The sequence below is a fragment of the Herbiconiux ginsengi genome, assembly GCF_900107435.1.
Lineage (GTDB): Bacteria > Actinomycetota > Actinomycetes > Actinomycetales > Microbacteriaceae > Herbiconiux > Herbiconiux ginsengi.
Map to the genome: position 1 here is coordinate 46,314 of NZ_FNPZ01000009.1, position 21,245 is coordinate 67,558.

General features: G+C 64.8%; 21 protein-coding genes and 2 pseudogenes. 14 read left to right on the top strand and 9 right to left on the bottom strand.

The genetic code is table 11. From position 1 onward, the window contains the following. Positions 1-2 precede the first annotated feature (2 nt). The 6 genes from BLW00_RS21925 to BLW00_RS21950 all read left to right on the top strand — a co-directional run bounded on the left by BLW00_RS21925 (position 3) and on the right by BLW00_RS21950 (position 7,023). Entirely contained in the window at positions 3-1,154 is a 1,152-nt protein-coding gene (locus BLW00_RS21925) for a glycerol dehydrogenase (protein WP_322788354.1), read from the top strand. Continuing rightward, positions 1,154-2,032 carry a transketolase gene (locus BLW00_RS21930; RefSeq protein ID WP_217634475.1) on the top strand — a complete coding sequence of 293 codons (879 nt, stop codon included), beginning with the start codon at positions 1,154-1,156 and terminating at the stop codon, positions 2,030-2,032. Before BLW00_RS21925 ends, BLW00_RS21930 begins: the two co-directional genes overlap by 1 nt. Positions 2,033-2,034: 2 nt before the next feature. After that, a complete protein-coding gene (locus tag BLW00_RS21935) occupies positions 2,035-3,036 on the top strand; it encodes a transketolase family protein (protein ID WP_092558345.1) in 1,002 nt (333 codons plus the stop codon). A 52-nt stretch (positions 3,037-3,088) separates the two neighbouring features. Continuing rightward, positions 3,089-4,351 carry an alpha-hydroxy acid oxidase gene (locus tag BLW00_RS21940; RefSeq protein ID WP_092558309.1) on the top strand — a complete coding sequence of 421 codons (1,263 nt, stop codon included), beginning with the start codon at positions 3,089-3,091 and terminating at the stop codon, positions 4,349-4,351. A gap of 390 nt (positions 4,352-4,741) precedes the next feature. Then, a complete protein-coding gene (locus BLW00_RS21945) occupies positions 4,742-6,259 on the top strand; it encodes an APC family permease (RefSeq protein ID WP_175494547.1) in 1,518 nt (505 codons plus the stop codon). Next, positions 6,256-7,023 carry an IclR family transcriptional regulator gene (locus BLW00_RS21950; RefSeq protein WP_092558313.1) on the top strand — a complete coding sequence of 256 codons (768 nt, stop codon included), beginning with the start codon at positions 6,256-6,258 and terminating at the stop codon, positions 7,021-7,023. Before BLW00_RS21945 ends, BLW00_RS21950 begins: the two co-directional genes overlap by 4 nt. Positions 7,024-7,041: 18 nt before the next feature. On the opposite strand, the gene lepB is transcribed toward BLW00_RS21950, so the two are convergent. From lepB to BLW00_RS21995, 9 genes and pseudogenes are all read right to left on the bottom strand, one after another. Next, positions 7,042-7,575: a signal peptidase I gene (lepB, locus tag BLW00_RS21955; RefSeq protein WP_092558315.1), complete on the bottom strand. Its 534-nt coding sequence runs from the start codon at positions 7,573-7,575 to the stop codon at positions 7,042-7,044. Further along, positions 7,572-8,171 carry a DUF305 domain-containing protein gene (locus BLW00_RS21960; protein WP_092558317.1) on the bottom strand — a complete coding sequence of 200 codons (600 nt, stop codon included), beginning with the start codon at positions 8,169-8,171 and terminating at the stop codon, positions 7,572-7,574. Before BLW00_RS21960 ends, lepB begins: the two co-directional genes overlap by 4 nt. A gap of 68 nt (positions 8,172-8,239) precedes the next feature. Further along, positions 8,240-10,081, bottom strand: coding sequence for a copper amine oxidase (locus BLW00_RS21965; protein ID WP_092558319.1), 1,842 nt, complete (start codon positions 10,079-10,081; stop codon positions 8,240-8,242). A 14-nt stretch (positions 10,082-10,095) separates the two neighbouring features. After that, the gene (locus tag BLW00_RS21970; protein WP_092558321.1) at positions 10,096-10,845 is read right to left on the bottom strand and encodes a hypothetical protein; all 750 of its coding nucleotides are present in this window, start codon (positions 10,843-10,845) and stop codon (positions 10,096-10,098) included. A gap of 168 nt (positions 10,846-11,013) precedes the next feature. Further along, positions 11,014-11,327, bottom strand: a pseudogene (locus BLW00_RS21975) (transposase); the annotation flags it as partial. A gap of 188 nt (positions 11,328-11,515) precedes the next feature. Continuing rightward, positions 11,516-12,322 (bottom strand): tyrosine-protein phosphatase, encoded by an 807-nt coding sequence (locus tag BLW00_RS21980; RefSeq protein ID WP_281242447.1) that lies wholly within the window; start codon positions 12,320-12,322, stop codon positions 11,516-11,518. A gap of 73 nt (positions 12,323-12,395) precedes the next feature. Then, positions 12,396-13,337: a DUF1214 domain-containing protein gene (locus tag BLW00_RS21985; protein WP_092558325.1), complete on the bottom strand. Its 942-nt coding sequence runs from the start codon at positions 13,335-13,337 to the stop codon at positions 12,396-12,398. Between the two features lie 245 nt (positions 13,338-13,582). Continuing rightward, a complete protein-coding gene (locus tag BLW00_RS21990) occupies positions 13,583-14,557 on the bottom strand; it encodes a hypothetical protein (RefSeq protein WP_092558327.1) in 975 nt (324 codons plus the stop codon). A 1-nt stretch (position 14,558) separates the two neighbouring features. Continuing rightward, complete coding sequence (locus BLW00_RS21995) at positions 14,559-14,900, bottom strand: PadR family transcriptional regulator (RefSeq protein ID WP_092558347.1); 342 nt, start codon at positions 14,898-14,900, stop codon at positions 14,559-14,561. 271 nt (positions 14,901-15,171) lie between these two features. On the opposite strand from BLW00_RS21995, the gene BLW00_RS23165 reads away from it, so the two are divergent. From BLW00_RS23165 to BLW00_RS22030, 8 genes and pseudogenes are all read left to right on the top strand, one after another. Next, on the top strand, positions 15,172-15,336 hold the full coding sequence (locus BLW00_RS23165; RefSeq protein WP_175494548.1) for a cypemycin family RiPP: 165 nt from the start codon (positions 15,172-15,174) through the stop codon (positions 15,334-15,336). Positions 15,337-15,670: 334 nt separating this feature from the next. Then, a complete protein-coding gene (locus BLW00_RS22000; RefSeq protein WP_092558349.1) occupies positions 15,671-17,212 on the top strand; it encodes an alpha/beta fold hydrolase in 1,542 nt (513 codons plus the stop codon). Positions 17,213-17,243: 31 nt separating this feature from the next. Next, positions 17,244-17,762, top strand: coding sequence for a hypothetical protein (locus BLW00_RS22005; protein ID WP_217634477.1), 519 nt, complete (start codon positions 17,244-17,246; stop codon positions 17,760-17,762). Then, a complete protein-coding gene (locus BLW00_RS22010; protein WP_092558331.1) occupies positions 17,759-18,355 on the top strand; it encodes a CypD family RiPP peptide-cysteine decarboxylase in 597 nt (198 codons plus the stop codon). The genes BLW00_RS22005 and BLW00_RS22010 overlap by 4 nt, the downstream gene beginning before the upstream one ends. Continuing rightward, positions 18,352-18,981, top strand: coding sequence for an ABC transporter ATP-binding protein (locus BLW00_RS22015; protein ID WP_092558333.1), 630 nt, complete (start codon positions 18,352-18,354; stop codon positions 18,979-18,981). Before BLW00_RS22010 ends, BLW00_RS22015 begins: the two co-directional genes overlap by 4 nt. Positions 18,982-19,139: 158 nt before the next feature. Then, positions 19,140-20,477 (top strand): hypothetical protein, encoded by a 1,338-nt coding sequence (locus BLW00_RS22020; RefSeq protein WP_139256847.1) that lies wholly within the window; start codon positions 19,140-19,142, stop codon positions 20,475-20,477. A 357-nt stretch (positions 20,478-20,834) separates the two neighbouring features. Beyond that, positions 20,835-21,053 carry a hypothetical protein gene (locus BLW00_RS22025; protein WP_092558337.1) on the top strand — a complete coding sequence of 73 codons (219 nt, stop codon included), beginning with the start codon at positions 20,835-20,837 and terminating at the stop codon, positions 21,051-21,053. Beyond that, positions 21,050-21,245, top strand: a pseudogene (locus BLW00_RS22030) (Fic/DOC family protein); the annotation flags it as partial. The gene BLW00_RS22025 and the pseudogene BLW00_RS22030, both read left to right, overlap by 4 nt.

Sequence of the window (21,245 nt, forward strand, 5' to 3'; positions counted from 1 at the left end):
TGATGTCAGAGCCACGTCCATTTCGGTCCTTCGTCAGCCCGTCGAGGTACGTGCAGGGCGCGGGGGCCATATCGCTTCTCGGTGAACTGATCGCACCTTTGTGCGCGTCGCCGGTCATCCTCGCCGACAACAATGTCTGGGGATTCTCCGGCGATGCCGTAACCGAGTCGCTGCGGAAAGCAGGTCTCGACGAGGTGCGCATCAGCTTCGGTGGTCGAGCGACCGATCGCGAGATCGCGTCAGTGTCGTCACAGCTCACGGAGAGGGGAGCTGATCTTGTCGTCGGCCTCGGCGGCGGTTCGACCTTGGACACCGCCAAAGCGGCAGGATCGGACGCCGGTATCCCATGGGTCACCGTGCCCACGACCGCCTCTACCGATGCCCCGGGTACGGGGGTTGCCGTCATCTACACGGACGAAGGCGTGCTGGACCACTTCCGAATCCTGGGGAGGAACCCGGCACTGGTCCTGGTCGATTCGCAGTACGTCGCCAACGCTCCGGTGTCCTTCCTGATCGCCGGCATCGGCGACGCTCTGTCGACGTGGCTGGAGGCCAGAGCTTCCGGCGGTGCGGGTCGCGCGCTCGTCTCAGGCTTCCAAGCTCCTGCAACGGGTCTCGCAGCGGCAGAGTTGTCGTGGACGATCCTGCGGGAAAACGCACTCCAGGCGATCGCCGATGTGAAAGAACACAAAGTCACTCCTGCTCTCGATAACGTCATCGAGGCGAACATCCTTCTGTCGGGCCTGGGCTTCGAGGCCGGGGGACTCTCGGTGGCGCACTCGGTTCACAATGGCCTCACCGTCGCCGAGCAGACGCATGGTCTTCAACACGGCGAGAAGGTCAACATCGGGTCAATCGTTCAGCTGATCCTCGACGGCGCCCCCGACTCGGAAATCAACGACTTCATCTCGTTCACGACCCGCGTCGGACTGCCGACATCGCTCACCGAGCTCGGTCTGAGCATCCAAGACACCGAGACTCTGAACGCGGTGGCCAGGAGGACCACCCTGGAAGACGAGTTCGTCCACACAATGCCGTTCACGGTCACCCCGCAGATCATCGTCGACGCGCTGACAGAAGTCGAGACACGTTCACGGGCGGTGCGGGAGCGCGAAGGTCTGCCGGCCCCTGTGAAGTACGAGCATCGTCGCTGATGGCCGTCTCGATGATCGCCGAGCCGCGCGCCCTTCCGCGGCGGCGCGACAATGACGAGCTGACAGAAATCGCGACGCGCATCCGCGTGCGGATCGTGGACATGCTGGAAGCTGCCGGAAGCGGCCACAGCGCCGGCCCGTTGGGGATGGCCGATATCCTCACCGCGCTGTACTTCTCGATCCTCAGACACGACCCGACCGATCCAGAGTGGGATGAACGAGACGTGTTCTTCCTCAGCAACGGGCACACTGTTCCGGTGCTCTACGCCGCACTCGCCGAGAGCGGGTACTTCCCCGTGGACGAGCTATCGTCGCTGCGCCGCCTCGGATCGCGTCTGCAAGGGCATCCCGAACGTAAGGCGCTGCCCGGTCTGGAGAGCACGAGCGGTCCGCTCGGCTCCGGCCTCTCGCAGGCAGCCGGATACGCCTACGCGATGCGCTACCTCACGCGTCAGCCGCATCGGTTCGTGTACACCGTCATGGGTGACGGCGAAATCAACGAGGGGAATGTCTGGGAGGCGGCCATGTTCGCCTCCAAATATCGCCTCGGTCAGCTGATCGCCTTCATCGATCGCAACAACATCCAAATCGATGGGACCACGGACGAGGTCATGCCGTTAGGCGACCTCGTCGCGAAGTGGCAGAGCTTCGGCTGGCATGTGCTGGAGATCGACGGAAACGACCCGGGCGCAGTCGTCAAGGCGGCCGCTCTCGGCCGTGCCGTGAGCGGTCAGCCCACCATGATCCTCGCCAACACCGTCCCGGGAAAGGGCGTGGACTTCATGGAGTACGACCACCGGTGGCACGGCATGCCCCCCAACGCCGACCAGGCTGAGGCTGCGCGACGGATACTCTCCCGTTCGCGCGGGGAGCGGTGATCATGCGACTTGCCGATGTCGACACCAGCGACTTCGCCACGATCCGGCAGGAGACGATCCGGAGCGGATTCGGGAAGGGCTTGCTGGCGGCGGGCCGGGAGTCCGATCGTGTGGTCGCGCTGTGCGCCGATCTGACCGAGAGCACCCAGATGCATCTGTTCCGCGACGCCTTCCCGGACCGTTTCATCCAGGTCGGGGTGGCCGAGCAGAATCTCGTGACCGTCGCCGCGGGGCTGGCCCACGCTGGCTTCATCCCGTTCACGACCAGCTACGCGGCCTTCAGCCCCGGTCGCAACTGGGAGCAGATCAAGACGACGGCCGCATTGAACGACCAGCCGGTCAAGATCGTCGGCGCCCACACGGGCATCAACGTCGGCCCCGACGGTGCGACGCATCAGATGCTCGAAGACATCGCGTTGATGAGGGTGTTACCGAACATGGTGGTCGTCGCGCCGGCCGACAGCATCGAGGCCGAGAAGGCGACCCGCAAGATCGCCGTGAACGACGCCCCCAGCTATCTGCGCCTGGCGCGAGACAAAACGCCGGTCTTTACACGTCCCGACACGCCGTTCGAGATCGGGAAAGCCTTGCACCTGCAAAGGGGTAACGACGTCACGATCGTCGCGACGGGAACGATGACCTACGAGGCGCTGGCCGCCGCGCGCATTCTTTCCGAGCGGGGGATCAACGCCGACGTGCTCCACCTCGCGACGATCAAGCCGCTCGACGAGGACGCCATACTCGCGAGTGCCGCTCTCACGAGGCGGGTGGTCACTGTCGAGGAGGCGCAGATCGCCGGCGGTTTGGGCGGGGCCGTCGCGGAGGTGCTCAGCGAGCACCTCCCCACCATCATGATGCGGATCGGCATCCGCGATCGCTTCGGTGAGAGCGGTGGCCCTCGCGAGCTGCTGGACCATTTCGGCCTGACCGCACCGCATATCGCGCGATCGGTTTCCGCGTGGCTCGAGGCCCTCCCGAGCAGCGGCGACACACAACGCGGATGACCGCTCGTCTCGGAACGAGACGGCTTCCTCCAATGAAAGGTGACCCCACGCCATGGTGCAACGCCAGCTCCCACGACCACACGATCTTCTTCCCCTGCTGCAGTTCAAGACGCCCACGCTCAGCGCCAAGACACGCCGATTGCAGTCCGCGCTCACGGTCGAGGACCTCCGCGGAATCGCGAAGTCGCGCACTCCTCGCGCGGCATTCGACTACACCGAGGGCGCCGCGGAGGCGGAGATCTCGCTCGGTCGTGCACGGCAGGCGTTCCGCGATATCGAATTCCATCCACACGTCCTGCGCGACGTCTCCCATGTCGACACGGGATGGGATGTGCTCGGTCGACGCGTGAGTCTTCCCTTCGGGATCGCTCCGACAGGGTTCACCCGCATGATGCAGACCGAAGGAGAACGAGCCGGATCCTCGGCCGCCTCGGCCGCGGGGATTCCGTTCGCCCTCTCCACGATGGGCACAACTGCGATCGAAGACGTGGCCGAAGCCGCGGGCCCGCACGGACGCAACTGGTTCCAGCTGTACATGTGGAAGGATCGCGATCGATCAATGGCTCTAGTGGATCGGGCGGCGAAAGCCGGATTCGACACCCTGCTCGTCACCGTCGATGTTCCGGTCGCGGGCGCGCGACTGCGCGACAAACGCAACGGATTCTCCATTCCACCCCAGCTGACGCTCGGAACAGTGATCAACGCGATCCCGAGGCCCGCATGGTGGATCAACTTCCTCACGACCGAACCCCTGGCGTTCGCTTCGCTGTCCAAATGGTCGGGCACAGTCGGTGAGCTGCTGGATTCGATGTTCGACCCCACAGTCACCTACGACGATCTGAAGTGGGTCAAAGAACAGTGGCCGGGCAAGCTCGTCGTCAAGGGTATTCAGACTGTCGAGGACGCACGCCGCCTGGCTCACCTCGGAGTGGATGGCATCACCCTCTCCAACCACGGCGGACGCCAACTCGACCGCGCCCCGGTACCGTTCCACCTGCTTCCCGACGTCGTCAGAGAGGTCGGGAAGCATATGGAGGTCCATCTCGACACCGGCATCACGACCGGTGCCGACATCGTCGCCTCGATCGCGCTCGGTGCCCGGTTCACGATGGTCGGCCGCGCCTACCTCTACGGCCTGATGGCCGGCGGGCGAGAAGGCGTCGACCGGATGATCCAGATCCTCGGCTCGGAAGTCGAGCGCACGATGCGGCTCCTGGGCGTCACCAGCCTCGAAGAGCTCACACCTGCCCATGTCACACAACTCGACCGGCTCCCGCCGCTGCGCTCGCGAGTGACCACTGCCGTCCAGCAGTGATCATCCGATGAACCGACGCCAAACGGACCTCACACGAGGCAGAGCCGCCACAAACGGATTGAAGTTCGAGTACTTGCAGATGGGGGAGTGACCCTCGACGACGGTTTCGCCGTCCATTTCATCGTCCTGGACTTCGGTGGTAAGAATGCCGCTTCAGCAGATGCGCACAGTCCGCGATGGAACGACTCGCCGGCACCTGGCAGGACTACGACGGCACGCTCCCCGATCGGTCGTAGAGCCCGGGGTGTCCGGGATGCGTCAGTTCTGGGAACACCGCAGAACGGCGGAAGACCCTCTTCGGACATTGGGTGGGTTCACGTGGCGGAAACATTCCGAATTGTCCCCTGCAACAGTCCGCCCCTAGCTTGGGGACGTGTCAGGGAACCCGCGGTGAGTGCGCTTCGCGACGCGATCGCGGGCCATCGATACCCTTCTGGACTCGAGCGCCGCTCACCATTGAATGGTTTGCGGCGCGGTTCGGTCGGCACTGTCGACCTGGTTGCTCAGTCGGTCGCGGCTGTTGCGCCTGCAGGTGTCTTGCTGGCTCAGACAGGCGGCCTGGTCTCGCGGGGCGGGTCGTTCGCGTACTTCGATCTCTTGCTGACGGCGACGATCGTCGTGATGGTTGCGTTGTCGATAGCGATTTTCGGGCGCCGTATCTCGGCGGCGGGCGGCGTCTATACGTTCGTGACGCGCGGGGCAGGACCTCTGCTCGGCATCGCCGCAGGATCCGCCATCGCGCTTGGGTACGGAGGCATGGCCGTCGATACACTGCTTAGCGGTGTGCGACGGATCGTCGCACTTCTCTTCTTTGGCGAATTTGGCGAACGTGCCTCTGCTCAACTGCTCACCGTCATCCTGCTCGTCGTCGTCGTCGCTGTCATCACTCTCGTGATTGCCCTCGGCGCGAGGACCTCGACCCGCATCATGCTCGCGATCGAGGTCGTCGCCGTAGCGGCGATCCTGACCGTGTCCGTGATCGTATTCGCCAGGGCCGGATGGAACGTGAGCGGTCTGGTTCCGGATCTGGCAGCCGCGCCTTCACTCGGCTCGTTTGCCGCCGGGATCGGCCTCGCGATGACCGGCTTCGTCGGGTTCGAAAGCGGTGCCGCCCTCGGACCGGAGAGTCGACGACCGCTGGCCAGTGTGCCCAGGGCGCTCGGTTGGACCGCAGGCGCCTTGGCCGCTGTGTACCTGTTTGGAGTAGCGGCTCAGCTTTCCGCTGCCCCCACCTCTCCCGGGGGAGCCACGAACACGCTTCTCGCGAGCACCGAGTTCGCGCAGACAGCGCCATGGATCGCTCCAGCGATCGAAGGGGTTATCGCAGCGTCCTGGATCGTCTGCGCGCTCGCATGCACGAACGCGCTGGTCCGCCTGGTCTTCTCGCTGGCGCGCGAAGGCGTGCTCCCGCCAGCGCTGAGCGGAACCTCGCTTCGATCCGCCACCCCGCACCGCGCGGCAATCGCCGTAGGCGCAGTCATCCTCGTCGCAACGCTGCTCCGCGAGGTGACGGGCTGGGACTCGCTCTTCGCTCGAGTCCTCACCTTGTCTTCGAGCATGGGGTTCATTGTGGCCTACCTTCTTGTTAGCGTCGGAGCGGTCGCGTACTTGATTCGGCTGCGGGAATTCAGCAGCCGGGAAGCCTGGCCGGCGGTCCTGGCCGCAGTTGCGCTGGTCGGGGTGATCCTCGCCGAGGTGCTGAGCGCCGACGACGGACGGCGCACAGCCCTGATGGTGTTCACCACCATCCTGATTGCAGCATGCGTTGTTCACATGGTCCGCGTCCGTCGCGATCCAGCCTTGCGCGCGCGCCTCGGTGTCTATGACACTCCGATCGCCTCCGATGCGCTGGACGGTCTCCGCGAGGAGGAGGCTGCGAGGTCGGGCGATGGGCGCCCGACCCGATGAGGCCTCAGGGTGCTCTAAGTGGAGTCGCCCTCGCTCTCGGCGTATTAGAGGAGGTCGCCCGCTCGGGCCCAACGCTGACGGCGAATGGCATCGCCCGCACGCTCGAGGTGCCACGCGCCAGCGCGTACCGGATGATCAACTCACTGGTGGCGGAGGAGTATCTGCTCCGGCATCCGACGCTGGGTGGATTCGTGCTGGGCGCCCGCGTCCAAGAACTCGCCCATCTGGTCGCACCGCCCACCGACTCTCCCACCGCCGAGATCCTCGACAGCCTCCGCCAGCGGACCGGCGAGGCAGTGCACTTGGTGCGGTATTCCCGAGGCCGAGTGGTGATCGCGGACGAAGATGAACTGCTCCCACTTTCGTCGATTGACCGTACGCGTCGTCAGCTCGGATCGACGGCGATCGGTCGGCTGCTTCTGGCTTCGGTGCCTTCGCGCCCGGGGACTTTGAACGCCGACCCGGTCGTCGAGACGGTCGCGCGCACCGCGCGCTCGTCAGGGATCTCCTTGCACGAGCACCGTCTGATCGTGGAGGAGGTGGAAACCAACGGCTTCGCCCAGCACATCGACCTGGGCGCGGAGGGTCGGGCCTGCGTGGCAGTACCGATCAAGGCCCCGCAGGGTGAATTGCTCGCATGCATCGCGTTGGCGGTGCGCGGCCCGGAGCCGGAATCCGCTTTGAGGCATGTACCGACGCTGCTCGGCGCGGCGCACAAACTCGCTCACGCGACGTCCACAGGGACGGTGTCAGCGATCCGCTGAGGCAGAGCTGAGGCTGCTTCAGGGCAGGGGAATGACGACCTGCTGCGTGGCAACGATGTCGTCCACGTGCACCGGCCCGAGGTAGCGCGAGTCCACCGACGTCGAGCGTCCATCGCCTAGCACGAAGACCGAGTCGTCGGGAACGATCACATCGAAAGACAGGATGCTTGCGAGCGCGGACGGGTCCGCTCGATAGACCTCGGCCATCGGCCGGCCGTCCACGCGAATGAGCCCATCGGCGTCGCAACACGTGACGCGTTCACCTGGAAGACCGACGACGCGCTTGACGAATGTCGACGCGACGTGTTCCGAACTCGACAGTGTGGCGATGCGGTCTGCCCACCCGCCGGGGTCGACGAAAATCACGACGGAGCCCCGCTCCGGCACGCCGCCGCGATAGTACTGAGCGATCACAAGATCGCCCGAGCGCACCGTCGGACTCATCGAGGCCGATTCCGCACGAAAAACGATCTCGTGCTGTGCAACCATCAGCACGACCAATGCAACCACGAGCGCGCCGGCTGTCGCGACGACTGATCCTCGGCTGATCACAGGGTGTCCCGCCGCGCTTGCATGGCCTCGATCTCACGCTCCTGCTCAGCAGCGACGTGCTTGGCAAGCGCGCGGATATAGCTGTTGTTTCCCGCCGCGAGAGCCTGTCGCGTCATGACCAGGGCGCCTTCGTGGTGGACGATCATCAGGTCCAGAAACAGCTGCTCGGCGTGAACGCCCTCCGCGGCAGCCAGCTCAGCGACCTGATCGGCATTCGCCATGCCCGCCATCGCGCCATCGCTGTGGTGATGGCGCATGATGCCGGTACGTCGCCAAGCATCCAGCCAGGCCTGCATGTCGGTGATCTCGCGACCTTGGTCGCGCTCAATGAACGCGGCCAGGGCAACGGAGATATCGTCGATGCCCGCCGTGTCTGCGAGGATCCGGGAGAGTTCGACGGCCTGCTGGTGGTGCGGGATCATCATCGTCGCGAACATCATGTCCGCATCGTTCGGGCGATCATCGCCATCGTCTTGTGCGGTGTGCGCAGCCTCAGGCGAGAGGGTCGTGCTCGGGACAAGTTGGACGCCAACCATGACAGCGGCGATGAGGATAGACACCGCAAACGAGCTGGCGGCTGCGAGAGGACGACGCATGGACTTCCTTCCTGTTACTGAGGTGGCGGCCCGGCTCCCGAACCGCCACCTCGTGGTGAAGGGTGACGCTATGCATGAACGGCCGCGCGCCGGCGCTTCACCAGCAGCAGTGCACCGACCACCAGCAGGAGGATTCCGCCGAGGATCGAGCCGCCCACAATCGTCCCGCCGGTGTTCGCCAGCGCGCCGGCACCCGACGCGCCGCTGACGGTGACGGCGGCCTCTGCGCTCCGCCCCGAGTCAGACCCGACCGCCCGGAGTGTGTGCGCTCCGAGCGGAGCCGTTGCGGGCAAGGTGAGAGTGCCGGAGAGTTCTCCGACGCCATCAGCTTTCAGCGTTCCCACGGAGATCGGGTCGGAATGCAGCGTGACCGCCACATCCTCGCCCGCCGCAAAGCCTCCACCCGAGAGCGTGAACGATTCTCCACGTATCAGTTTCGTCGAACCGAGTGCGAGCGTCGCGCCCTCTCCACCTCCTGCGGGCGGGCTACTGGGCTCAGCGCTCGGGCTCGGCTCGACTGTCGGCTCGGTGCTCGGCTCCGGCTCGGGTTCTGGACCAACAACCTCGCACGGCGACTCATCTGTGTGGATTTCGCCGCCCGGGTCACCGTTGATGCAGGACCGACCGTCGGGTGTGCTCATCGACTGCGAAGTCCAGTCGCGGGGCATGATCGAGAACGACTGCCAATGGGTCTGCATGGGGCTTTGATCCTCGTCGCGAACGACGTGGTGGAAGCCGCTGTTCACCCATGCCACTGGGTCAGTGAGTGCTTGGTCGGCGCTCGAGGCGACGTACTGGATCACATTCCTATCTGCGCACGCGGGGTTGAGGTTGCTGGTTGCATACTCCTGGCAGGCGTTGTAGTTCGTGAACGTCAGCAAGGGCTGCGTCACCGGGTCACCTTGATACAGCTGTGACCCTGGGAAGACGAACTCGTAGGAGCGCGCGTGACCGTCAGCGTTCAGACTGTCCGGGGCGACGACCCGCCACCAGGTCAGGTCGTTCACGGGGGCGAGGTTCGCCGGGTTGGAGATCGTCTTGGGGCTGGTGTGCATGAGTTTGACTCGCGTGCCCTGCTCGCCGAGCCCGGAGTCGTACTGCTCGACGGCCTGGTTGCCCTGACCATCGAGGCCGAAGTCCAGGCGCCAGATGGCGTTGTGCCAGTGCGAGGCCGCGTAGGCGGTTTGACCCTCGCCGATGGGCCAGCCAGTGGTCGAGTCAGCGTCCATGTCCTCGTAGGAGACGTCACCCGTGGCACCGAGATCGAACGTGATCGCACCTTCGTCTGTGAACTCCACCTTTGTCGCGTACTCGTACCAGTCCACTTTCGAAACGATCTGAAGCGAGAATCCCTGACCTGATGACGCGAAAAGCGGCTTGTCGTCGATCGATCCCCACGACTGCTCATGCGAGCGATAGGCCAGATCGCGTGACGTGTCCGTCACGCAGAGCGCGGGGATCGTGCGCATGCGCGTGGTCGTCACACCCTCGCGGGTCGACGTCCACGACTGCGCTACGTCCTTGAGCGCGCCGGTGGTGCACTCAGCTGAGCTGAGCTTCTGGAGGTACTGATTTCCGAAGCCGTATGAGGTGATGTCGTTCCACACGTTCTTGCCGGTGTCGTACGGTACGTGCAACTGCGACAGGTAGGCCGACTCGAGCACGCGTCGGTAGCTGTCCTCGCCCGGTGCCTTCACGTTGACCTGCTCGAGCGTCAGACCCTTCTTGCTATCGACGCGCCAGCACATCTGCCAAGCCGTCCCGTTGTCGAACGTCTTCTCGACGAGCGCCTCGCCTGAGCAGCTGACCGGAGGTGCAGCCGTGGCGGCTGAGGTCGGCACGAGCGCCAGCGCACTGCCCACGGTGAGGGCGGCCGCGGCGAGTGCCACGGTACGGATGATCTTCTGCACTGCGGGTGAGCCTTTCACTGGATGCCGATCACGGTGCGATTGGACAGGTCTACGACGAACGACGAGGTGTCGAGGTATCCACCACCCGGGACGCGGAACTGCATCTCGACGCAGCGGTCAACCTGACACACATCACCGCCGACCGTGCTGGCGTCGGGACTGAATGCACCTCCCGACACACCGAGCTGGTCGATGCTGCTCAGTTCCCCGCCGGCGACTGAGGTGTACTCGGCGCGGACGCCGGCGCTTGCGGTGGCGTCCGCGAGGAAAACGCGAAAGGCATAGTCCACCTCGTCTGCGCTCGGTGGCGGCTGTACGCCTTCCCGCGAGCTGCCGCTGACGGTCGCCGCGGTGAGGTTCACGGCCTGCATGAATGTCCGGTTCGATGTGTAGTCGTACAGGACGACGTCGACGAAGCGGTCGCTGGCATCGACGTCTCGCGTCGTGACATCGACGGAGAGGACCTGGGGGGCCTCCGAGCCGTCAACCGAGGTGATGTTCTCGGGGAGGGCAGGGTCGGTGGTCGCAAGGTGAAGGGCGTAGCTGAGCTCGTCCTGACTGAGCGGGTCGCGGGCGGCGCCCAGCGCAGGCCGTTCGGTTACGACGGCGACCTCTTCGGTCGTCGAGGCGACCGCACCCGTCGAGCCGCTGACAGCGGGAATGGCGAGGAAGCCCCCGACAATCGCTGCAGCGGCGACAACTCCGCCGCCTACAACCACGTAGGGCAAAGCCTTCCGCTTCGTGCTGTTCGGTGAGAAGTGCACCGGACCTCCTGATGAATTCGTGTCTGATGGCGCAGTTCGCGCGAACTGCGCGACCGGTGCGAAGCTATCCAGCACGTGTTTCGCAGTTCACGAAGCACCATTTCCGGCAGATAACGGCGGTTGGGACACTCGCGTGGGCATAGCGGGCTATTCGGACATCCGGTGGGGTCATGGGGTGAGTCCGCCGGCGGCGAGGAGCATGCGGAGCCGGTAGTTGTCGCGGTCGCGGCAGCCGCGTGCGAGGCGGCGGTGGAGCTCGATGATGCCTCGGTGCCGCCGTTCGATGAGCGGCCGGTCGTGAAGTACGCCAGGAACGCGTCTCGCCACCGGCGGAGGGTGCGGCCCAGCCGTACGATCTCGGGGATCGGGCAGGTGTGGAACGACTCGACCACGTTCTGGGCGATCCGGCGCCCCTCGGCGAGGTCCTTCGCGTGGTAGGCGGAGCGGAGCTGCTGCGCGCACTGCCACGCGACGAACACCTGACCCCACCGGATGTCCGAAGGGCCCTATGTCGGGGAGCAACTGCGATGACCACTGTGCCCTCGACCCCGCCGGCGCCGGGTGATCGCTGACACGCGTGGAGGATGTGGCGCTCGTCGATCCTGGGGCCTGGTGAACTCCGTGGCGTCTTGCCCTTCGGGCAAGACGACTGTGCCGGGTGAGGCTGTTCCTATGCGGTGCTGACGAAGCGATTGCGGAGCGCGTCGATCTGCTGGTTGGTCAGGCCGAGGCCCGCTCGAGCGTAGTCGTTGATCGTTCCGTACCGGCTGTGCACCTCGTTCAGCGCTGCGTCGAGATAGCTGTCCTGTACACCGAGGATCGGTTGGAGGAGAGCGATGTTCACGCCCTGAGCTGTGAGCGCGTCGAGTATGGGCTGCAGCGCGGGCGCCAGGTCGGTGTTTGTTTGCAGGTAGTCAGACCGCACGTCGTTCTGGGATGCGCCGAGCAGGAGCAGAAGCGACGCAGCGGCCCACCCCGTGCGGTCTTTGCCCGTGGTGCAATGGAAGAGCGCAGCCCCGGTGCGTTGCTCATCGATGAGGTCGAGGTAGAACCGTCGATAGGCGATCCGGGCGGAAGGCTTGCTGACGAGGGCACGGTTGGCGTCAGCGAGGTACTTGTCGGCTCGCCCTTCGCCGAGCGTGTGCTCGAGGGCAGCCGGGTCGGCCAGGAGCGTGGGGATGTTTGCCGCGATGTTGTCGGGTTCGTCTGCGACCACGTCGAGCCAGACTGTGCGGGTGCCCTCGGGGAGGTGATCCATTGCGCCGTCGCGCTCGGCGGCTGTTCGAAGGTCGTACACGGTGGTGATGCCGAGGCGTGCGAACGCGGCTTCGTCTGGGCCATCGAGTTTGGCGAGAGACGCCGAACGGTAGACCAGCCTCGGTCGCACGATACCGCCCACGACGGGGATGCCGCCGAGGTCGCGCATGTTCGGAGAGCTTTTGAGCGGAACTCGTCGGTCGGGTACCTGCCTGGTCACAGCAACTCCGTCTCAGATGTAGGTCTCCCTGCCGTCGACTGTCCGCTTGACATCATCATGGGTTCGGTCGCCGTTAGAGTGCTTCGGGGCGTGGTGGTGTCCAGGTGCCCTCGAGCACGGAGGGGTGGGGGCGGTACAGACGCAGCACGTAGTTCCAGCCAGGCATGATGGGCAGGGCGTTGGGGACTCCGTCGAGTTGCACGCCGAAGCGGATGGTGACAGCGCCATTGACATCGGTGGTGGCGGTGAGGCTGTTGATGCTGTTCACGCCGAGGGCGTTCTCCTCGAAGTACCCGGCCGCGTTGTATAGCGACACCGACCAGAACGCGTTGGCCGGAACATCGATCAGACGGAGGCGGTACTCGTCGACGGGGAGGCCTTCGTCGAAGTTGACGTAGGTGGCTTCCGCTTCGGGCAGGCCACCCCAGCCGGAGGCGGTGCCCAGCAGGTGCATGATCTGATCGACTTCTGCCGCGGTGCCGAACGAACGGTCGAATTTGGTCACGCCGCGAGCGAGGGTGAGGATGGCGTCGCGGGTTTCCTTCTGTGACGCCTCGTCGTAGTCGGGCAATGGGAACTCGCCTGTTCCTCCGCCGCGTATGACGAGGGCGTCCTGCAGCCGGTTCACCTCGGCGACATCGTCAGGGCTGGTCGGATCGACGAGGATCCGCACGATGAGCGCGGCATAGTCGGTGCCGACCAGTTCGCGTGTGAGCTGGTGCTCTCCGGGATCGCTCAGGATGATCGGACCGTAGTGGTCCTGATTGATCACCCACACGGAGATGTAGCGTTCGCCGGTGTCGGGCAGTGTGACCGTGACTGCCTCGCGCGTGTCGATGACGGCGAAGCTGTACAGGGTGTCGCGGTTCTGGCGAATGACGGGCTGGTCGCCGAGCGAGTCGAGCTCACGCGTGTGATTCCACGCGCTCAGACCGACGCCGGCGGCCAGGCGGGAGAACATGAGGTCCGATTCGGCCCGGTTGAAGTTGTGGACGGTGACGGGTATCGCAGACATCAGACGGATGCTTTCGGTCTTGAGTTGAGAGCGAGAGGCTCATGGCAAGGGCCTACGCCTCCTAGTGTGGCTTACCCGCCGACCGCCAGGCGGTCATGCTCAGCGTAGCGATGACGCGCGGCCGAGCACCGCCCGGCGGAGGATGGGTGACGGGTGCGGGGGAGTGGTTGTGCGGCATGTGCGGCGCCGTCCGTCCGACTCCGAACCTGCGTTTGCGAGGATCTCTGCCGCCTTTGTCGCTGCACTCATGCGAGGCTGGGGGTTTTCCTGGTCACGGATATGCTGCGGCGGATGGCGATGACGGCGTCCGTCGCTGAATACGCCGCCAGCAAGACTAGAAGGAACCGTGCTGTGGTGTCTGCTGCTGGGGAGATGAACACAGGCCCCGCGAGGGACCACCACAGCAGCAGGGCGGCCATGGCCACGTCCGCCGCAGCGCGGGTGCGGAGGGTGGTGACGGACCAGCGTCCTCGGGCAAGGACGAGGATGAGGAGCGCGAAGGACGCCACCCAGACTGGCAGAACCCAGGGTGCGCGCCATCTCAGGAATACAGGGTCGAGTTCGAGGGCAGTGAACACGGCGGGCGGGAGCCCGGGCGCCCAGGACGCAAGCCAGGGGAGCGCGATCACCACGGTGGCGCCGAGCAGCCCTGCGGTCAGGCCGGCGATGGTGGCGGGACGGTTGACCAGGTCGCGGTCGATCGTCCGCGGCGGCGCAGGCGCCCACGGCTCGGGGATCGACTGCTGTCGCCGGGTGACCAGCGCCCCGATCAGTGTGTAGGTGATCATCACGCCGGGCCACCAGAGCGCGCCGAGGCCGGCGCCGAGCCACCAGACGGTGAGGCGACCCCACCAGGTGTCCGCGCCGTAGTCCCATCCGGTGACCGGGATCACGCCCAGCAGGGTGGCGGGGAGGGTAACCGCCCAGATCAGCGCGATACCGCCCAGCGCGAGCCAGGTAAATTTGGGGGCGTCGGCGGGGCGGATGATCGTGAACCCCGCGGCCCGGTAGCGGTCGGCCACGTCCCGGGGTGATCCGAAAGTGGTGAGCAGTTCCATGGCGAGCGGGGCGTCGGCGGGGCGGCCGGCATCCGCTGCGCGACCGCTGAGTTCGTCATCGAGCAGGGAACGGAGTTCTTGGGCGACATCGGCGCGCTGGCGTCGCGGCAGGAATCTGACGACGTCGGCGACGTAACTGTTGATGATGGCGTTGGGATCCATGTCAGTCTTCCTCGGTTAGGAGTCGGGTCATTGCCGACGTCAGCGACCCCCACGCGGAGGTCAAGTCTTGGTACACGCCGGCGCCGAGGGGGCTCAGCTGGTAGTAGCGGCGAGGCGGCCCGTCGTCGGCCTGCCATTGCGACGTGAGTAGTCCCTGGGACTCCAGTCGGCGCAGCAGCGGATAGAGCGTGCCCTCCTCGAGGGGCATCCCTCGCTGAGCGAGAGCGGTTCGTAGGGAGTAGCCGTACTGCGGGGCGTGCAGCTGGGAGAGCACGGCCAGAACGAGGACACCCTTGCGCAGGTCCTGCTCCAGCCGGCCGAGTTGTGCCGCATCATCTACCATGTGAAACACATTACATAGAGCCGCACAGTATGGGAAGAGCGCGACTCAACGTTCCGCGAAGTCGGCCGTGTTGACGAACACCGCGACCTTCCCGATCGCCCCTCCGCCAGCCCCTAACCGCAATCTAGGCCCGGCACGTGGTCCCCCGCACGTAGGTGGGCTAGGAGTGCTGGAATGATGGGACGAGAATCTATCAAGACGCCCGACTTACAACTAAACTCCTGCGTAGCACGGGCTCGTGCGACCCCCGCCCTTAGCAATGGAGAGTGCTATGCAGAGTGAAGTTCTCGAAGTTCAAGAGTTCGCAAACCAGATGATGCGGCACGCCGAGCCGGGCATGCGCGGCGACGCATCCAACCCGGCGATGACAACACCCGCTTTCGTCACCGCCGCTCAGTTCGTCATCCAGGGAAGTACGATCTGCCTGATTTGCTGAGGAACGCTCGACCTTCCGCCGGAGACGCCGATCGCGAGTCTCCGGCGGAAGTCATCAGAGGGGTGCATACACGATGAGGTTCGGTCGCGGGATGCGGAGGGCGAAGCGGCATCGTGAGGTGCGTCGTACCCCGGCAGAGTCTCAACAATGGGCGCTGGATGCGACCTTTTTGCCCATTGCTGTCGGCCAGGTGCTGGCGTCGATAGAGTCCCTCATGATTGGGGGGCTCTATAGGAAAGATGGGCTGCTCCGCGGAGTGTCTGCGATCGGCGTGCCACCTGGCAGTCCTCGATACAGATTGCTCAACGCGCTGGACTCGGCGCGGACACCCCGGGTGCTCGCGACGATCACGCTTGTAGCGTCCGGAGTCCTTCTAGCCAGCCGCGGAAACCGGCGTCTGCAGATCGCTGCGTCCGCTGTGATTGGTGGCGTCAACCGTTTGAGTGAGCTTCGGACGCCTTATGGGCGTGATGGCGCTGATCAAATGACCGGAATAATAACGCAGTATCGCATCGTATCTGCGCTGGTGCCCGACCGTGCACGCTCCGACGAGCTGTTCCTGCGCGCCCTCAACGCTCAGGCCGGTTTGAGCTACTTCGTGTCGGGTGTCTCGAAGCTATTTGGTTCTAGCTGGGTGCAGGGCGACGCGATCGGTGAAATTCTGCAGACGGAGGCGTATGGCAATGGACCTGCCGCTAGCCTGCTGCGACGATTCCCCCGCTTGGTCCGGCTGCTGACATGGGCCACGCCGCTGTGGGAAGTGTCCTTTCCTCTTATTTACCTACTGCCGAGCCGATGGGCTCGTGCCATGCTGCTCGGCGTAAAGGCATTTCATCTCGGCATCGCCGGTGTGATGGAGTTGCCGCGCTTCGTGTGGGGATTCGTTGGTTCTCACGGTGCGGTGCAATACGTCGTTGATCAGCGCAGCCAGGCCCGGCGCTCGGCCGGGTCGCTGGAACGAGTCACCCTCGCCTCCGCCGCGGTCATAGCGAGCGTGAGCGCTGGCTATGCCGCCTCACAAAGGCAGTTCGACATCGAGAGGCGGGGAGGTTTGAAAGGCACCAAGCTCCTAGACGTGGACGACGGAGTGGTCGAATACGATCTGCGCGCCCCTTCGGACCCTTCGGTGACTGCCGAGTCGGCTCCCGTCGTCGTCCTGGAGGCCGGACTCGGAAGCCCCCTGGAGGCCTTCTCGTGGGTGGCGGAGCTGCTGGCGGTTGATCACCATGTGCTGTCCTACCACCGTGGCGGCTACGGCCGGACGACGTCGAACCGGTCGCCCGGAGACCTCGTCGCGGCGCTCCTAGCCCACGTGGTGTCGTCCGGCACGCTGATATCGGTCTCGCATTCGATAGGCACTCTCGCCGCCGCGTCATACCTCAGGCGCGACTTTGGTGGTCGATTCATCTCCAGTGCGGTCGTCATCGACGGAACGAATCCCCGTCTTCTCGCCGACGATCGTGTGGATCGTCGGCGGCGTGGAATGTTCCTCCAGTCACAGGCTGGGTCGATGTATATCGCGCTGACGGGCATCTACAATTTCGTCCCGCACGCGATCGCGCGCCAATCCGCGTTCGCGCCTGACGATCAACTGGGCGTGGTGCAGTTCAGCTTCTCTCCGCGGAACATACTCCGCGCCACACGGGAATACTTCAACATGCCTCTTGTTGATGCGATGCAGTCACTTCTGGCAGTTCCCCGTCGTCGGGTCATCGCCTCGAAAGAGTACGAGCAGCAGGAGTCGGAGTTTGCTGAGGCGCTTCACGCTCCGATCGTCGTCGTCGAAGGCGCTTCACATCGTTCGATTCTGGGTTATCGCCAATACGCGCAGCAGGTAGCACAAATTGTCCGGGAGACAAGTGGCGATGACTCCTAGCGTCGCGCGGTTTGCCACCACAGTCGCGTCGGTGGCCCTCACCGCCCACGTGGTCGCTACGGTCTTGCAGAACACGCCCGACTCTTACAACCTCGATCTGCGCCGATACGTGGCTGGATGGACCATCCCCGGCTGGCGGTTCTTCGCCCCGAACCCGGGTGTTCACAACGTCCATTTGCTCGCGCGCACACGAGGCACCGAGTCGAGTGATCGGCCAGGCGACTGGCGTGACGTTACTCCTCCGACGCACCACAGCATGCTCAACGTGCTGTTCAATCCGCGCAGCCGCGGCCCGAAAGCACTCTTCGATGCCATGCAGCAGCTGTCGGTGATGCAGTCGAACTACAGCGCGATGGAGTGGATGGTGACTAGCTTGCCCTACCGTCTCGTTACCGACGCGACGAGGGGTTTCCTTCAGACCGAAGACGCGACGCAGTTCCAGTTCCTCCTGATGAACTACTACCCAGCTGCGCAACCAGGCAGGCGTATGCTGCCCGTCCTGGTCTCGATGTGGATGCCTTTGCACCTCGCCCCGGAGTCAAGCACGTGACGCCAGATCAGCAGCCACCTACCTTCGAGGGCTCGGAGCTTCATATCCACGTCTCGGGCTCTATCAGTGCTTCGCTCGTGCCCTGGTGGATCCATTGGTTGCGATACACAAATCCGGATGTCGTGGTGAACCTGTCGGTGTCCGAGAACGCCCATCGGTTTGTTTCCGTCGACGCGCTCGATCATCTCGCCAATGGCGAGGTGTGGTCGGACAGCTGGAGCAGTCCGAGCTTGACGTCCGGGTGGCGGCTGGGAGGTACCGGGCGTTCTCAGTGCATCATCGTGTTCCCGGCCACGCTCGACACCGTGATGAGATTGTCTCAGGGGCGGGCGGACACGCCGGCGCTCATGATGATGCAGATTACCAATCTTCCGATTGTTATCGCCGAGGTATCGCCCGCGGAGAACGAGGTGATTGGGTTCTGGCGGGAGATTCTGCTGCGCCGTTCGAACGTCTCCTTTGCCCCGGAGGTTGAGGGTACGCGCGCTGACGACCGTTCGACGGCGCGAAACGGCTTCAATTTTCCCGGGGCACTTGCTGTTGTGAATGCTGCCCTGTCGACGGCTGAACGACGAGGACGCGGGCAAGCATGATTGACGTAACGGATGTCAGTGTCCGCTCGAGCGGCATCGAGCTTCTACCTGCCACTTCTCTACGAGCCGGCCCAGGGCAGGCGGTCGCAATCCGAGGCAGGAACGGTTCAGGCAAGTCGACTTTGTTGCGGGTTCTCAACGGGTCGTACGTGCCCACCACCGGGACGGTTGCGGTCGCCGGACGTGACCCGCGTGTGCGCGACGCCCGATCGAGGCGGCGCACCGCGTCGATGATTGGCTTGCCGCCGATGGCACTGGACCTCACCGTGCGCGACCACGTCGAACTAGTCGCCACCACGTGGTACGACTCTGCTGACGAGATCCACGACAAGGTCGAGGTGGTGCTCGGTTTGCTTGACTTGACGTCGCTAGAGGCGAGGTTTCCGCATGAACTGTCGTCTGGACAGACGCAACTCTTCGGCCTATCTCTCGTGATGGCGCGCCCCTTCGACGTACTGCTGTTGGATGAACCGGAGCAGCGCCTCGACCCGGAGCGACTGAACCTGGTCGTAGCGGCGCTTCGTGACGCGCGCGACGCCGGTGCGACGGTCGTCGTCGCGACGCACAGTGCGTCTCTCTCGAACCAGCTGGCCGATTCGGTCGTGTGGTTGGACGTTCCGGGATGACATCACGACTACGTCGAGCCCTACGTGTCTGGGATTCTCGACGACGCCGGAGTGCTGCCACCACTGCATACGCGGCTTACGCAGCCGTTCTCGTGGTTGTCGTTGTGGTTGTCCCAGTCGCGAGGGCGGTATGGCTGGCACTCGTCGATCCTGCAACGGTGGCGTTTCTCGTTTCGGCTTCCGGCCCTGAAGTGATGACAGTCGTCGTCACCTTGTCATGGGCTGCCCTCGTCATGGCTGGGCGGTTCTTAGGCCCTGCCGTGCTCTCGCCGGTCCTTGCCTTCATCACGGTCGGGAGCGATCTGCCTCGGGTCCGCGTCTTCGCCCGTCCGCTCCGTCGGGCTCTGTCGATTACTGTACTGGTCCTGTTAGCGACGGCCGCCGGGTGCGGCACGGCACTTGTCGTCGTAGGCGTCTGGTCGCTCTGGCACTGCGCGCTTTTTGTGACGGCAGGGTTCTTAGCGGGGCTGATTTCCGCCGTTCTTTGGCTGGTCGGACAGGCGTTCCCGCGAGGGGCGGTCATCATCGGCGTTGGTTTGGCCGCGGGAGGTGCAGCCGCGCTGCTTTGGCCGGCTTTCGGCGTAGTCGTACCTGCTGCATGGGTCGGTTTGGTCTTCAGCGATGCAGATGGGTGGGCGGCGGTTGTCGGGCTCGCAGCGCTTGCTGTCGTGCTGATATCCATCGTGCCGGTTCTGCTGGAGCGTCTAACCGTCGATGACGTGTTGCAACAGTCCGTGCGTCGTGAAGCGACGGTGGACCATGCCGCCGTTCTTCAGCTCGGGGAATTGTCCGCGCTATATCAGGTGAAGCCGACCGCAGGACGGTTCCGACGAGCGGTGCGCGTGGGTCGCCCCACCCTTTCTACGTTTTTCCTCGCCGATCTCATCGGTGCGACCCGGACACCGGGTCGCCTCTTGGCAGCCTTAGCAGGCACGGTCGGTGCGGGTGTCCTTCTCGCGACCGCGGTCGCGCTGTCTGGCGAGGCGGGGGCCGTGTGGGGCACCGCCGGGGGGCTGATGCTGTTCGCCGCTATCGGACCGTTGACCGACGGCATACGGCATGCGGCCGCGGCCACGTCAGAGCGCAGCATATATGGCGTCAGTGACGGGTTGCTCTTGCTCGCGCACTCGACGATGCCATTCGCCGTCATGACGGCGCTCCTCCTCCTCGCCGTCGCCGTGACGAGCGTGGCCTTCGGCGCTCCTTTCGTGGGCTGCGCCCCAATCGTGGTCGCGGTCGGCGCCATCGCCATCGGAACGCGGATCGGCAACGCGTTGAAGGGCTCGATGCCGTTGTCGCTGCTGGCCGCGGTTCCCACGCCGTTCGGAGATCCGATGGCGATCGTACGGGTCGCGTGGGCGGTGGACGGCTTGCTTCTGGCAGGCGTGGCGGGAGCCAGTGCTGGCGCCGGCGCTAGCGCCGCGGTGTTTCTCTTTGGTGCAGCGGCAATGGCTGCTGTTGTGGGTTTCGCGCGATGGCGCCGACGCTCACATTGAGCTGCGGCCAGAACGTCGCAGATGACCATCCTCATGCCTCCTGCGGCTACAGCGTGGGCTTTCACTTGAGTTAGGCCCGAAAGTCCCGACCCGGGTCGTAGACGTGCTGCACGGTTCCGCCCGCTGCCAGATCGAAGTTCTTGGTGCCGCCTCCCCATCCGAGAATGAACTTCATAGAATCAGTGTCGCCGGAAACGATCGATTCTGAGCAGGGCCACGGCGGCGCGGTCCGCCGCCCGAGAATCCGCGGAAGCTCAGATGCTCAAAAAGCCTGCCGAAACCCTCATTTGCTCAAAACCGGCGATGGAGGTTTTTGAGCAAACGCGGTAAACTGGAAGCCGAGCAGGGGAGGCCCCAATGAGCATTTCGCGCACCGAGCGTCAGACGGTCAGCGTGCCGGGCCTCGATCGGCCGATCGACGTCGAGAACGTCATGGCCGAAATCGAGAAGGGCCAGCAGCTCGCCAGCCACTTCCCGGACGCTGCCGCGCTAGAGCGCGCTCGACGCGTGCTCACGGGCGAGATCTCCGAGGAAGTCGCCATGCGCGAGATCCGTGAGGCGTTCCGCGAGGCGTGAGCGTCGACGACAAGTACACCTACCCCGGCTCCGGGGGAGTGCTGGTCAACCACTACAACATCCGCGACGCGGCCAAGCTCGACCAGGCCCTCAACGCCGTTGCGTCCGTACGGTGGGCGGCTATGTCCCGCGAACCGCTGCCGGAGCGTTTCAACGTCGCGCAGCTCCAGGCGATTCACCGCCGCCTGTTCG